The 14,128-nt window shown below is 67.6% G+C and carries 11 protein-coding genes; 3 read left to right on the forward strand and 8 right to left on the reverse strand.

From position 1 onward, the window contains the following. Nucleotides 1-22: 22 nt before the first annotated feature. Nucleotides 23-265, reverse strand: coding sequence for an RNA-binding S4 domain-containing protein (locus AC3WLE_RS05970; RefSeq protein WP_010813694.1), 243 nt, complete (start codon nt 263-265; stop codon nt 23-25). After that, nucleotides 265-2,022, reverse strand: a complete 1,758-nt coding sequence (locus AC3WLE_RS05975) for a glutamine--tRNA ligase/YqeY domain fusion protein (RefSeq protein WP_492318755.1) — start codon at nt 2,020-2,022, stop codon at nt 265-267. Before AC3WLE_RS05975 ends, AC3WLE_RS05970 begins: the two co-directional genes overlap by 1 nt. Nucleotides 2,023-2,277: 255 nt before the next feature. Between AC3WLE_RS05975 and AC3WLE_RS05980 the strand changes: the two genes are divergently transcribed. Beyond that, nucleotides 2,278-3,717 carry a CoA transferase gene (locus AC3WLE_RS05980; RefSeq protein ID WP_492357490.1) on the forward strand — a complete coding sequence of 480 codons (1,440 nt, stop codon included), beginning with the start codon at nt 2,278-2,280 and terminating at the stop codon, nt 3,715-3,717. A 1-nt stretch (nt 3,718) separates the two neighbouring features. Here AC3WLE_RS05980 and AC3WLE_RS05985 read toward each other — a convergent pair whose 3' ends face one another. From AC3WLE_RS05985 to AC3WLE_RS06000, 4 genes are all read right to left on the reverse strand, one after another. Then, complete coding sequence (locus AC3WLE_RS05985) at nt 3,719-4,336, reverse strand: pyridoxamine 5'-phosphate oxidase family protein (RefSeq protein ID WP_492351535.1); 618 nt, start codon at nt 4,334-4,336, stop codon at nt 3,719-3,721. Nucleotides 4,337-4,407: 71 nt separating this feature from the next. Further along, a complete protein-coding gene (locus AC3WLE_RS05990) occupies nt 4,408-5,268 on the reverse strand; it encodes a PhzF family phenazine biosynthesis protein (protein ID WP_492318752.1) in 861 nt (286 codons plus the stop codon). Nucleotides 5,269-5,491: 223 nt separating this feature from the next. Beyond that, the gene (gene ggt, locus AC3WLE_RS05995; RefSeq protein WP_492318751.1) at nt 5,492-7,117 is read right to left on the reverse strand and encodes a gamma-glutamyltransferase; all 1,626 of its coding nucleotides are present in this window, start codon (nt 7,115-7,117) and stop codon (nt 5,492-5,494) included. A gap of 52 nt (nt 7,118-7,169) precedes the next feature. Then, complete coding sequence (locus AC3WLE_RS06000) at nt 7,170-8,147, reverse strand: Bug family tripartite tricarboxylate transporter substrate binding protein (protein WP_492356983.1); 978 nt, start codon at nt 8,145-8,147, stop codon at nt 7,170-7,172. Nucleotides 8,148-8,310: 163 nt separating this feature from the next. On the opposite strand from AC3WLE_RS06000, the gene AC3WLE_RS06005 reads away from it, so the two are divergent. Continuing rightward, a complete protein-coding gene (locus AC3WLE_RS06005) occupies nt 8,311-9,195 on the forward strand; it encodes a LysR substrate-binding domain-containing protein (protein WP_492318749.1) in 885 nt (294 codons plus the stop codon). Nucleotides 9,196-9,503: 308 nt separating this feature from the next. Continuing rightward, complete coding sequence (gene katG / locus AC3WLE_RS06010) at nt 9,504-11,768, forward strand: catalase/peroxidase HPI (protein WP_492318748.1); 2,265 nt, start codon at nt 9,504-9,506, stop codon at nt 11,766-11,768. Nucleotides 11,769-11,968: 200 nt separating this feature from the next. Here katG and AC3WLE_RS06015 read toward each other — a convergent pair whose 3' ends face one another. Together AC3WLE_RS06015 and AC3WLE_RS06020 are read right to left on the reverse strand one after the other, a co-directional pair. Beyond that, nucleotides 11,969-12,442: an aminoacyl-tRNA deacylase gene (locus AC3WLE_RS06015; RefSeq protein WP_492351539.1), complete on the reverse strand. Its 474-nt coding sequence runs from the start codon at nt 12,440-12,442 to the stop codon at nt 11,969-11,971. A 182-nt stretch (nt 12,443-12,624) separates the two neighbouring features. Beyond that, nucleotides 12,625-14,127, reverse strand: coding sequence for a tripartite tricarboxylate transporter permease (locus tag AC3WLE_RS06020; protein ID WP_492318746.1), 1,503 nt, complete (start codon nt 14,125-14,127; stop codon nt 12,625-12,627). Between the last annotated feature and the right edge of the window lies 1 nt (nt 14,128).

The following is a 14,128-nucleotide window of genomic DNA, read 5'->3' on the forward strand; positions in this document are numbered from 1 at the left end:
GCCGCCGGCCTGGCCCGCGCGGTCAGGCGGCGACCACGCGGATCTCGATGCCCGCCAGGCCCACCACCTGCCCGGCGCGGATCTTGGCAGTCTTGCGCGATTCGGGCGCGCCGTCCACCGAGACTTCGCCGGCGGCGACCAGCGCCTTGCCGGCGCCGCCGCTGTCGCACACGCCCGCCAGCTTGAGCAGGTCATTGAGCGCGATGAACTCGCCCTCGAGCGGGAAGGTGATGGTTTGCACGGCTGCCTTGCCAGGTTTGGCCATCACTTGCCCCAGCTGTCTTTCAGACCGACGATGCGGTTGAAGACCGGCTTGCCCGGCTGCGAATCGGTGCGGTCGGCGACGAAGTAGCCATGGCGCTCGAACTGGAAGCGGTCTTCGGGCTGGGCCTCGCGCAGGCCCGGCTCCAGGTAGGCGGTGATCACCTGCTTGGAATCCGGGTTGAGCGCATCCAGGAAGTTCTTGCCGCCGGCATCCGGGTTGGGGTCGTTGAACAGGCGGTCGTACAGGCGCACTTCGGCCTCGTACGCGTGCGCCGCGCTGACCCAGTGGATCACGCCCTTGACCTTGACGCTGTCGGCGCCCGGCGTGCCGCTCTTGGTTTCGGGCAGGTAGCTGGCGTGCACGGCGATCACGTTGCCGTCGGCATCCTTGTCCACGCCGGTGCACTCGATCACGTAGCCGTACTTCAGCCGCACCTTGTTGCCCGGGAACAGGCGGAAGTAGCCCTTGGGCGGGGTCTCGTTGAAGTCCTCGCGCTCGATCCACAGCTCGCGCGACAGCGGGAACACGCGGCGGCCCAGTTCGGGCTTTTTCGGGTGCACCGGTGCCGAGCATTCTTCGCTCTGGCCTTCGGGGTAGTTGTCGATCACCAGGCGCAGCGGGTCCAGCACGGCCACGCCGCGCGCGGCACGGCCGTCCAGGTCGTCGCGCACCGCGCCTTCGAGGGTGCTCATGTCGATCCAGCTGTCGGCCTTGGCCACGCCCACGCGGTCGCAGAACAGCTGGATCGATTCCGGGGTGTAACCGCGCCGGCGCACGCCCACCAGCGTGGGCATGCGCGGATCGTCCCAGCCGTCCACGCGCTTTTCATCGACCAGCTGCTTGAGCTTGCGCTTGCTGGTGATGGCGTAGGTCAGGTTCAGGCGCGCGAACTCATACTGGTGCGGCAGCGGGTCGCGGAACACGCCGCTGTCGCGCAGGTGCTCAAGCACCCAGTCGTACAGCGGGCGGTTGTTCTCGAACTCCAGCGTGCACAGCGAATGCGTGATGTTCTCGAGCGCGTCCGAGATGCAATGCGTGAAGTCGTACATCGGGTAGATGCACCACTTGTCGCCCGTGCGGTGGTGATGGGCATGGCGGATGCGGTAGAGCACCGGGTCGCGCATCACGATATTGGGCGCGCTCATGTCGATCTTCGCGCGCAGCACGTGCTCGCCGTCGCCGTACTTGCCGGCGCGCATGTCGCGGAACAGCTGCAGGTTCTCTTCGACGCTGCGCTCGCGGTAGGGCGAGGGCTTGCCCGGCTCGGAGAAATTGCCGCGGCTGGCGGCGATCTGCTCGGCGGTCTGGCTGTCGATATAGGCGGCGCCGCGCTCGATCAGGGTCTCGGCAAAGGCGTAGAGCTGGTCGAAGTAGTCGCTGGCGTAGTACAGGTGCGGCTGTCTGGTGCCGTCCTTGCCCTCGCTGTCCCAGGAAAAGCCGAGCCAGTGCACCGCGTCGATGATCGAATCGACGTATTCGGTGTCTTCCTTGACCGGGTTGGTGTCGTCAAAGCGCAGGTGGCAGCGGCCGCCATAGTCGCGCGCCAGCCCGAAGTTCAGGCAGATGCTCTTGGCGTGGCCGATATGCAGGTAGCCGTTGGGCTCCGGCGGGAAGCGGGTGATGACGGTCGGCAGCGGTTCGCCGGCCTTGTCCTGGCGGCCGGCATAGGTGCTGGCGGCGAGATCCTGGTCGATGATGCTGCGCAGGAAGTTGGAGGCGGCGGGGGTGCTGTCGGTAGGCTTGTTGTCGTGGCTCATGATGGCGCCGGTTGGCCGGCCTGATGCGTCTGGGTGCTTGGGGCCGGGTCGTCAGATTGCGTGGCGGAATGCCAATAACGGGATTTTACCGTGCCGGAGCCGCCGCACGCCGCGAGCCGCCGCGGATTTCCGCCCTTGTCCCGGATTTGCGTCCGCGCGGATGCGCCTGGCTGCGACGAAAGTGATGTGTCGGAGTAGCATGGGAGCGTGCCGGCCCGTGGTGGCCGGCTTTGGTCCATCGCTGCAGGAATGCCCATGAACGCCCAACCCGATGCGGCGCCAGTGCCGCTTGAGCCCTCTGAAGTCGTTGCCGCGCTGTGGCGCGATGCCGGCCTGCCCGCCGAGGCGCTGGCGCACCTGAAGCTGGACGGCGCCGAGCCGGTGCTGCCGTCGAGCTTTGCTGTGGGCACCGCCGCCCAGGCCAGCCTTGGCGCGGCGGCGCTGGCAGCCGCCGCGCTGTGGCACAGCCGCACCGGCCGCTGGCAGGACGTCAGCGTCGACATGCGCCACGCCATCACCGAATTCCGCAGCGAACGCTACCTGCGCGTCGATGGTGGCCCCGCGCCCGAGCTGTGGGACAGGCTGGCCGGCATCTACCGCTGCGGCGACGGCCGCTGGGTGCGCCTGCATACCAATTTCCCGCACCACCGCGACGGCGTGGTGCGCTTGCTGGGCTGCGCCAATGACAAGGCGGCCGTGCAGGCCGCACTGGAAAAGCGGGACGCCGAAGCCTTCGAGACCGCGGCGTCCGACGCGGGCCTGGTGGTTGCGGCATTGCGCAGCTTCGAGGAATGGGACCGCCATCCGCAGGCGGCCGCCTTGTGCGGCCTGCCGCCGGTGACGCTGGAGCGCATCGGCGACGCCCCGCCGCAACCGTTGCCGGCGCCCGCATCCGCGGACGCGCAGCCGCTGTCGGGCGTGCGCGTGCTCGATTTCACCCGCATCATCGCCGGCCCGGTGGCGGGCCGCACGCTGGCCGCGCATGGCGCCGACGTGCTGCTGGTCACCGCCTCGCACCTGCCGTCGATCCCGCCGCTGGTGATCGACACCGGCCGCGGCAAGCGCAGCTGCCAGCTGGACCTGCGCGATCCCGATGACAAGCGCACGCTGCACAAGCTGCTGCACGGTGCCGACGTGATGGTGCAGGGCTACCGCCCCGGCGGCCTGGCCGAGCTGGGCGTGGGGCCGGAGGCCGCGGCGCGCGCGCGTCCGGGCATCGTCTATGTGTCGCTGAGCGCCTATGGCCATGTGGGGCCGTGGTCGCACAAGCGCGGCTTCGATTCGCTGGTGCAGAGCGCCACCGGCTTCAACGATGCCGAAGCGCAGGCGGCCGGCAGCGACACGCCGCGCCCGTTGCCGGCGCAGGTGCTGGACCACGCCGCGGGCTACCTGCTGGCCTTCGGCGCGATGGCCGCGCTGCACCGGCGCGCGCTGGAGGGCGGCAGCTGGCATGTGCGGGTGTCGCTGGCGCAGGTGGGGCAGTGGCTGCGCGGCCTGGGGCGCGTGCCGGGCGGGCTCAAGGCGCCCGAGCAGAAGATCGACGACGTGGCCGACCTGCTCGAGGCGGTGCCGTCGGGCTTCGGCATGCTGACGGTGGTGCGCCATGCGGCGCATCTGTCGGAAACGCCGGCGCGCTGGACCTTGCCGTCCGAGCCGCTCGGCACGCACGCGCCGCAGTGGCTGCCGCGCGGTTAGGCTAATAGAGCGTGGTGCGCTGCCGCTCGGGCAGTTCGCGGTCGTAGGCGGCGCCGTCGATGGCGTTGTCGGTCAGCGTGGCCAGGATCTCGCCGTTGCTCGGCAGCGACTGGCGCGCCACCTGCGCATCCGCTGCCCACAGCCGCGAGCGGATCAGCGCGCGGGCGCACTGGAAGAACACTGACTGCACCGTGACTACCAGCACCGTGGTCGGGGCCTTGCCGTCGACCACGCAGCGCGCGACCAGCGCCGGGTCGACGCTGATCTGCGCGCTGCCGTTGACGCGGATGGTCTCGTTGATGCCGGGGATCACGAACAGCAGCCCCACGCGCGGATCGGCAACGATATTGCGCAGGCTGTCGATGCGGTTGTTGCCGCGCCGGTCGGGCAGCAGCAGCGTGCGTTCGTCCAGCACCTGCACAAAGCCCGGCGCATCGCCGCGCGGCGAGCATTCGGCCCAGTCCTCGCCCACCGTCGACAGCAGGCAGAAGGGCGCTGCCTCGATAAAGGCGCGGTAGTGCGGGTGCAGGTAGTCGACTTCCTTGGACAGCGACGGGGCCGCCGGTTGCGCGTAGAGCGCTTCCAGTTCGGCCAGCGTGGTGATGGCGTGCGAGGTCATGGCAGGCGGGGCGTGGGTCGGCGGGGCGTGGGTCGGCGGGGGGCGAAACCGTCAATGTAGCGCAGATGCCGTTACACGGTCACGGTACCCCGGCCGATCTCCAGCACGCGGCCGCCCACGCGGATGGCGCCTTCGGCATCGGCCTTCAGGCGCAGCCGGCAGGGGCGGCCAACGGCCTCGCCCTGGTCGATCGCATACTCGGCCGGCAGCGCGTGGCCGGTGGCCAGCAGCCAGCCGCCCAGGTTGGCGCAGGCCGAGCCCGTGCCCGGGTCCTCGGCCACGCCGCCGCCCTGCTTGGTGAAGAAGTAGCGCGACCGCACGCGGCCGGGCTGCTCCGGGTCGAAGGCAAAGACGTAGGCGGTCTTGCGGCCCAGGCTGCTCTGCGGCCAGATCTGCAGTCGCGCGCTGTCGGGGTTGGCGCGGCGCACGGCATCGGTGCTGCGCACTGCCACCAGCAGCTGGTCGGCGCCGGTGTCGACCCACATCGGCGACACCAGCAGGTCGTGTTCCCGCAGGCCGAGCAGGCTGGCGATGTCGGCATCGGACAGGCCCACCGGCGCAGTCTTCGGCTTGCCGCTGTGGGGGGCGGTGAAGGTCCAGACATCGCCCTGCGCGGTCACCGGCACCACGCCCGCCGCGAACTCCAGCGTCAGCGCGTCGCCGGTTCCGGCCAGGTTGCGCACAACGTGCGCGGTGCCCAGCGTCGGATGGCCGGCGAAGCGCATCTCATAGCCCGGCGTGAAGATGCGCACCCGCGCGCTGGCACGTTCCGACGGCAGGATAAAGGTGGTTTCCGACAGGTTGAACTGCAGCGCCAGCGCCTGCATGGTGGCCTCGTCCATGCCGCGCGCATCGTCGAACACGCATAGCGGATTGCCACCGAAGGTGGCTTCGGCAAAGACGTTGAGCAGGCGGAAGGCGTAGGTGGTCATGGCGCGGGGGCTCCGGGTATCTTCCGTCAAAGTGTACGTAGACCGGGCCAGCGGGCCATGGACAGTTGGCGGGTTTGTGGGCGGGCCAGTTCGGAAGGCGGAGTTGTTCGCGGCGCCGCTTGCAGGAGGCTCCCCTCGCCCGCTTGCGGGAGAGGGCGAACACCTTGCTTAGGCTAGTTCCGGCGGCTTTGGTGCACCCAAAACCGCGCTCCCTTCTTGCGCTTCAGAACCCCACCGCCTGCCCATCGCGCCGGCTGTCGCTGGCGGCGACATAGCCGTGCTCGGCATCTTCCGACAGGCGCCAGATGAACTGGCCCGAGCCGAAGTCCATGTACGGATCGTCCACTGACTTGAGCTGGTGGCCGCGCGCCTTCAGGCCCTCGACCGTGGCCGGGTCCATGGTGCTTTCCACGTCCAGCGTGAAGTCGCGGTTGACCTTCCAGCGCGGCGCGCAGCACGCGGCCTGCGGCTGCTGGTTGTAGTCCAGCATGCGCACCACGGTCTGCAGGTGGCCCTGCGGCTGCATGTCGCCGCCCATCACGCCGAAGCTCATCACCGGCTGGCCGTCCTTGGTCAGGAAGGCCGGGATGATGGTGTGGAACGGACGCTTGCCGCCCGCGACCACGTTGGCCGACTTCGGGTCCATCGAGAAGCCCACGCCGCGGTTCTGCAGGCTGATGCCGGTGCCCGGCACCACCACGCCCGAGCCGAAGCCCATGTAGTTGGACTGGATGAACGAGATCATCATGCCGTTCTCGTCGGCGGCGGTCAGGTAGATGGTGCCGCCCACCTTCGGCATGCCGAAGTCGAAATGCGTGGCGCGCTGCATGTCGATCAGCTTCGCGCGCGACTTCAGGTACGCGTCATCGAGCATTGCCTCCGGCGTGACTTCCATGCTGCGCGGGTCGGCTACGTAGCGGTAGAGGTCGGCAAAGGCCAGCTTCATTGCCTCGATCTGCAGGTGCTGAGAATCGACCGAGTCCACCGGGATCGAAGCCATGTCGAACTGGTCCAGGATGCCCAGCGCGATCAGCGCGGCGATGCCCTGGCCGTTGGGCGGGATCTCGTGCAGCTCGTAGCCGCGGTAGGACTTGCTGATCGGCTTGACCCAGTCGGGGCGGTAGTTGCGCAGGTCATCGAGCGTCATGGCGCCGCCGCACTGCTGGCTGAAGGCGGCAATCTGCTCGGCGATCTCGCCTTCATAGTAGGCGCGGCCACGGGTCGCGCCGATCTTGCGCAGGGTTTCGGCGGCAGCCTTCATGGTGAACTTCTCGCCCACCGCGGGGGCGCGGCCATTGGGCATGAAGGTCTCGGCATAGCCGGGCTGGTCCTTCAGTTCAGGCACCGCGGCGGCCCACTTGTGCGCCACCACCGGCGGCACGGCATAGCCGCGCTCGGCGATCTCGATTGCCGGCTCCATCAGGTCGGCGAACGGCAGCTTGCCGAAGCGCTCATGCAGCGCGGCCCAGCCGGCGACCACGCCGGGCACGGTGACCGAGTCCCAGCCGCGGATCGGGCGGTTGGCCAGGCCGTTGGCATCGGTGCCGTACTTGTTCTTGAAGTATTCCGGGCTCCAGGCCGCCGGGGCCACGCCCGACGAGTTCAGGCCGTGCAGTTCCTTGCCGTCCCACAGGATGGCAAAGGCATCGCTGCCCAGGCCGCACGACACCGGCTCGACGATGGTGATGGCGGCGGCCGCGGCGATGGCGGCATCGACCGCATTGCCCCCCTTGAGCAGCATGCGCAGGCCGGCCTGCGCAGCCAGCGGGTGCGAGGTGGAAACCACGTTGCGCGCAAACAGCGGGATGCGCACGGAGGGGTAGGGGTTGGTCCAGTTGAAGTTCTGCATGCTTGTCTGTGTCCTTGTGCTCGGTGCGCCTGTAGCGCAAATTCTGCGGCCCTTATTCTGCCGTGATCTTGCGATCCCTGATCAGCTTGCCCCAGCGCGCGCTGTCCTTCTTCACCATCGCGGCGAACTGCGCCGGCGTGCCGCCGACCGGCTCGGCGCCCAGCTTGCCCAGGCGTTCCTTGACCTCGGGCGACTGGATGGCCTTGTTGAACTCGGCATTCAGGCGGTTGACGATATCGGCCGGCAGGCCCTTGGGGCCATAGATGCCGAACCAGGTATCGGACTCGAAGCCGGGCAGGCCCGACTCACTCGCGGTGGGGATTTCCGGTGCCAGCGGCGAGCGCTTGGCGCTGGTCACTGCCAGTGCCTTGAGCTTGCCGTCCTTCACATGCGGCAGGCCCGACACGATGCTGTCGAACAGCACCTGCACCTTGCCCGAGATCAGGTCCGGCACGGCCAGCGCGGTGCCGCGGTAGGGGATGTGGGTGATGAACACGCCCGCCTGCGCCTTGAAGGCCTCGGCGGTCAGGTGCACCACGGTGCCGTTGCCGCTGGAGGCGTAGTTCAGCTCGCCGGGATGCTTCTTAGCGTAGTCGATCAGCTCGCGCACGTTCTTCGCCGGCAGGCCGTTCGGCACCACCAGCAGGTTGGTGGCGATCGCCACCTGGCTGACCGGGGTGAAGTCGGTCTCGGTGTTGTATGGCAGGCGGGTGTTGATATACGGCCCGATCGAATGCGTGCTGGTGGTGGCGATCAGCAGCGTATAGCCGTCGGGCGCTGCCTTGGCGGCCATGTCCGAGCCGATCGCGCCGCCGGCGCCGGGGCGGTTGTCGACCACGATCTGCTGGCCCAGGTTGGCGCCCACCTTCTGCGCGATGGCGCGTGCCAGCAGGTCGGTTGCGCCGCTGGCCGGGAAGGGCACGATCAGGCGGATCGGCTTGCTGGGATAGGTATCGGCCAGTGCGGGCGTGGCGGCCAGGCAAAGCCCGCAGCCAAGGCCGATGCCGAAGCGGCGCAGCCAGGATTTCATTCTTGTCTCCGGTGTCAGGCGATTGGCCCCGATTCATGAGCCTGCCTTCATTATTCCGTGCTGTCGGTCACAAAGAAAGCTAATATTTCTTTCCAATGTCACAAGGAAATCTTAAGGATCGCGCCTTGCCGGCATATGCCTGACTCTTCCCTTGCGTGCACCGATGAGCACTGTCCGCTTCCTCCGTACCTTCGTTGCCGTGGCCGAGCACGGCTCCTTTGCCGCCGCTGCCGGCCAGGTGGCGCTGACCCAGGCCGCCGTCAGCCTGCAGATGCGCGCGCTTGAGACCGAGTTGCGCCGCGAGCTGTTCGACCGCAACGGCCGCGTGGCCGTGCTCAATGCCGACGGCCGCGCGCTGCTGCCGCTGGCGCGACGCATGCTGGCGCTGTATGAAGAGATGCGCCTGCCGCTGGCCTCGGACGAAGCCATGGCGGGTGCGGTGGCAGTGGGTGCGGTAGTGTCGGTGATGGGCGGGCTGTCACATGCGGTGGCGCATATGAAGCGCACTTATCCTGCGCTCGACGTGCGCCTGGTCGGCGCCAAGTCGATCGAACTGGCGGCACAGGTCGAGGCCGGCGAGCTGGATGCCGCCATCCTGGTGGAGGGCGCCGCGCGCGTGCCCGGCACGCTGCGCTGGACGCCGCTGTACCAGGAGCCGCTGGTGGCGATCGCGGCACGCGGCAGCCCGGGCCGCGACGCGCGCGAGGCGCTCGCCACCAATCCCTACCTGCGCTTCGACCGCAGCCAGCGCACCGGCGTGCTGGTCGAGCGCGCGCTGCGCCGCGCGCACCTGAAGGTCAACGAGTTCCTGGAGCTGAACGCGATCGAGGCGCTGGTGGAACTGGTGCGGCAGGAGGTCGGCGTGACCGTGGTGCCGCTGCTGCGCCGCGCGCGCTGGCGCGACGACGAGGCGCTGCGCATCCTGCCGCTGCTGGTCAACGGCGAGCCGGTGATGCGTCACATCGGCATGCTGGAACGGCGCGACCACGGGCGCGGGCAGGTGACCGCGGCGGTGCGGGCGGCCTGCAGCGAGCTGTTTGGCGCCTAGCGCGGGTTGCGTCCACGCCATAACCAGGGTCTATCGGGAGGATAGTCAGAAACGCATTCTCCTGGCGCTCAGCTGTGCATATATTGGGGTTGCGGACTGCCGCTGACGCGGCCGCATTGCCATGGGGCGGCGCCCGACCTACCGCGTCGGAGCATGCCCAGCGCACCGGCAGAAGTCAGCCGGCATGCTTTTGAAGGAGATTCCCGGCGTGGATTCGCAAGCTCCGCCGGAACGGGATCGCTGATGCAACAGCGACCCCCAAGCCATCGCTGCAGGCGTGTTCAGTACGTCCCACAAGGAGAGAACGCATGTCTAACGAAGCAAAGTGTCCCGTCACTCATGCCGCCGGCGGCGGTACCACGAATCGCGACTGGTGGCCAAAGCAATTGCGCCTGGACCTGCTCAGCCAGCATTCCAGCAAGTCCAACCCGCTCGGCGCGGACTTCAACTACGCGGAAGCCTTCAAGAGCCTCGACCTGGCGGCGGTGAAGAAGGACCTGGCGGCGCTGATGACGCAATCGCAGGACTGGTGGCCGGCGGACTTCGGCCACTATGGTCCGCTGCTCATCCGCATGGCCTGGCACAGTGCCGGCACGTACCGCATTGGCGATGGCCGCGGGGGCGGTGGGCGCGGCCAGCAGCGTTTCGCGCCGATCAACAGCTGGCCGGACAACGTCAGCCTGGACAAGGCGCGCCGCCTGCTATGGCCGATCAAGCAAAAGTACGGCCAGAAGATCTCCTGGGCCGACCTGATGATCCTGAGCGGCAACGTCGCGCTCGAGACCATGGGCTTCAAGACCTTCGGCTTCGGCGGTGGCCGCGAAGATACCTGGGAGCCGGACCTGGATGTGTACTGGGGCAATGAAAAGACCTGGCTGGGCGGTGACTTTCGCTACGGCAAGGGTGCCGCCGGCAAGTACGACGACGAGGGCGTGATCATCGCCGACGAGGAATTGCATGGCGCCGAGGCCAGCCGCACCGACCAGGAACGCAACCTGGAGAACCCGCTGGCCGCCGTGCAGATGGGCCTGATCTATGTGAACCCGGAAGGCCCGGAAGGCAACCCGGACCCGCTCGCGGCGGCACACGACATCCGTGAAACGTTCGCGCGCATGGCCATGGACGACGAGGAGACCGTCGCGCTGATTGCCGGCGGGCATGCCTTCGGCAAGACGCACGGTGCCGGTCCCGCCGGGGACAACATCGGGGCCGAGCCCGAGGGCGCCGACCTTGAACTCCAGGGCCTGGGATGGTCAAGCGCCTTTGGCACCGGCAAGGGCGCCGACACCATCACCAGCGGGCTGGAGGTGACCTGGAGCAATACGCCGACGAAGTGGGGCAACAGCTATCTGGAGAACCTGTTCGGCCACGAATGGGAACCGACCAAGAGTCCCGCTGGTGCCAACCAGTGGGTGGCCAAGGATGGCGGGGAAACCATCCCGCACGCTTACGATCCCTCGAAGAAGCTGCGGCCAATGATGCTGACCACGGACCTGTCGCTGCGTTTCGATCCGGTCTACGAGAAGATCTCGCGGCGCTTCCTGGAGAATCCTGACCAGCTCGCCGATGCCTTTGCCCGCGCCTGGTTCAAGCTGACCCACCGCGACATGGGCCCGCGCGCGCGCTACCTCGGCCCGGAAGTGCCGGCCGAAGAGCTGATCTGGCAGGATCCCATTCCGGCGGTCGACCATCCGCTGGTCAACGAGCAGGACGTCGCCGCGCTCAAGCAGAAGATCCTGGCGTCGGGGCTGCCGGTCTCGCAACTGGTGCAGACCGCCTGGGCCTCGGCCTCCACCTTCCGCGGTTCGGACAAGCGTGGTGGCGCCAATGGGGCGCGCATCCGACTGGCGCCGCAGAAGGACTGGGCAGCCAACGAACCCGAGCGGCTGGCCAAGGTGCTGAAGGTGCTCGAAGGAATCCAGGCTGAGTTCAACGGCGCGCAGTCCGGCGGCAAGAAGATTTCGCTCGCCGACCTGATCGTGCTGGCCGGTAGTGCCGGGATCGAGCAGGCCGCGCAGAAGGCCGGACATCAAGTGACCGTGCCGTTCACGCCGGGCCGCATGGATGCCTCGCAGGAACAGACCGACGTGCAGTCGGTCGGCGCGCTCGAGCCGAAGGCGGACGGCTTCCGCAACTTCCTCAAGCAGAAGTACAGCATCCCGGCGGAGGCGCTGCTGATCGACAAGGCGCAATTGCTGACCCTGACCGCGCCCGAGATGACGGTGCTGATCGGCGGGCTGCGCGTGCTGAACGTCCATACCGGGCAGGATGCGCACGGCGTCTTCACCGACCGGCCGGAAACGCTGACCAATGACTTCTTCCGCAACCTGCTCGACATGAGCACGGAATGGAAGCCGCTGTCGGAAGCCCGGGAAGTGTTCGAGGGGCTTGACCGCAAGACCGGTGCGAAGAAGTGGACCGGTACCCGGGTCGACCTGGTGTTCGGTTCGCATGCCCAGTTGCGGGCGCTTTGCGAGGTCTATGCAAGCGAGGACGCGCAGGAGAAATTCGTCCGGGACTTCGTCGCCGCCTGGGTCAAGGTGATGAACCTCGACCGGTTCGACGTCGCCTGAGCGGTCGCCGGGTCCCGTCAGGGCTGTCATTCCCCTGACGGGGCCGGGTCCGTGAGGTGAAAGAAGATCCTTCGCCGGTCACCGTGGCCGGCGACGGCAGCTTTTTGCCATGCGCGCGCGAGCGGCCTGGTGAAGCGATCGCCAACGCGAAAGAAAAGCGGCCGGCAAGCGCCGGCCGCGTGGCCTGCCAGGGCAGGACCCTACATCATCCTGTGCGCAAAATGCCCGCGCCGCGCATCGGCCATCAGGTCGAGGAACTGCCCGGTGCTCATGTGCACCAGTTCCTGGTGGTCGCCCGCCTCGAAGTAGACGTCGGGGTGCGTCAGCAGGCTGTCGTCGAGCCAGGTCTGCGTGCCGTAGGCCATGCCGACCGGCGGGAGCGCGCCGTGGTCGCAGTCGCGGAACACTTCGCGCACGCCATCCTCATGCGCCAGCGACAGCTTGCGGCCGGTCTGCTCGCAGAGCTCCGACAGTTTCAGGTGGTGAGTCGAAGGAATCACGGCAGTGACGTAGCCGCTGCCGTCTTCCAGCAGGACGGTCTTGGCCAGGCGGTCTCCGGGAATGTGTGCGGCCTGCGCAGTGGCCATGCTGCCGAGGCTGTAGGGGTGCCGGACGGTGTCGAACTGGCTCTGCTTCTTGCTCAGGCATCTCGCCAGCGTGGTAGACATGGTCATGATTTCAACCTCCGACGCGCGCAGCGCGACCGTTGTCCGAGTCCTACCAATATAGGTCGTCGGGGGTCGGGTGGCGGTGGGGCCGAGCCAAAACGTAGCCGGCAAGCGCAAAAAAAAAAGGGCACCTTGCGGTGCCCTTAGTGTGTTGTGCCGCCGGCCCCGGGGCCGGCGATATTCCCTGCTTATTCTTCCTGGAACGCTTCCTCGCGCTTGGCCTTGATCGACGGCATCGCCACGATCAGCACCAGCACGGCAGCGGCGATCAGCAGGCCCAGCGACAGCGGGCGCGTCACGAACACGCTGAAGTCACCACGCGACAGCAGCAGCGAGCGGCGGAAGTTCTCTTCCATCATCGGCCCCAGCACGAAGCCGAGCAGCAGCGGCGCGGGTTCGCACTTGAGCTTGATGAACAGGTAGCCCACCACGCCGAAGGCCGCGGTCTGGAACACGTCGAAGGTGGTGTTCTGGACCGAGTACACGCCGATGCAGCAGAACGTCAGGATGGCCGGGTACAGGTAGCGGTAAGGCACCTTCAGCAGCTTCACCCAGATACCGATCAGCGGCAGGTTCAGCACGATCAGCATCAGGTTGCCGATCCACATCGAGGCGATCAGGCCCCAGAACAGCGCCGGGTTGCTGGTCATCACCTGCGGGCCGGGCTGGATGTTGTGGATGGTCATCGCACCCACCATCAGCGCCATCACCGCGTTGGGCGGAATGCCCAGCGTCAGCAGCGGGATGAAGGAGGTCTGCGAAGCCGCGTTGTTGGCCGATTCCGGTCCCGCCACGCCTTCGATCGCACCCTTGCCGAATTCCTGCGGATACTTGGAGGTCTTCTTCTCCAGCGAGTAGGCAGCAAACGAAGCCAGCGATGCACCGCCGCCCGGCAGGATGCCCAGTGCCGAGCCCAGCAGGGTGCCACGCAGCACCGCCGGGATCATGCGCTTGAAGTCTTCCTTGGTCGGGAACAGGTTGGTGATGTGGTCGGTGAAGGTCTCGCGGTGTTCCTTCTGCTCCAGGTTGGCGATGATTTCAGCAAAGCCGAAGATACCCATTGCCACCGAGACGAAGTTCAGGCCGTCGGTCAGTTCCGGCACGTCGAACGAGAAGCGCGCCGCGCCCGAGTTCACGTCGGTGCCGACCAGGCCCAGCAGCAGGCCCAGCACGATCATGGCGATGGCCTTGACCAGCGAACCCGAAGCCAGCACCACGGCGCCGATCAGGCCCAGCACCATCAGCGAGAAGTATTCGGCGGGGCCGAACTTGAACGCCAGTTCCGACAGCGGCGCGGCAAAGGCGGCCAGGATCATGGTGGCGACGCAGCCGGCGAAGAACGAGCCCAGCCCGGCTGTGGCCAGCGCCACCCCCGCTCGTCCTCGCCTTGCCATCTGGTAGCCGTCGATGGTTGTTACCACCGAGGACGATTCACCAGGCAGGTTCACCAGGATGGCGGTGGTCGAGCCGCCGTACTGGGCGCCGTAGTAGATACCGGCCAGCATGATCAGCGCGGCCACCGGGGGCAGCGTGTAGGTCACCGGCAGCAGCATGGCGATGGTGGCCAGCGGCCCCAGGCCCGGCAGCACGCCGATCAGGGTGCCCAGCACGCAGCCCAGGAAGGCGTACGCGAGGTTCTGGAAGGTCAGGGCGGTGGAGAAGCCCAGACCCAGGTTGGTTAGAAGTTCCATG

The sequence above is a fragment of the Cupriavidus sp. FW306-1B-F12B genome, assembly GCF_058781795.1.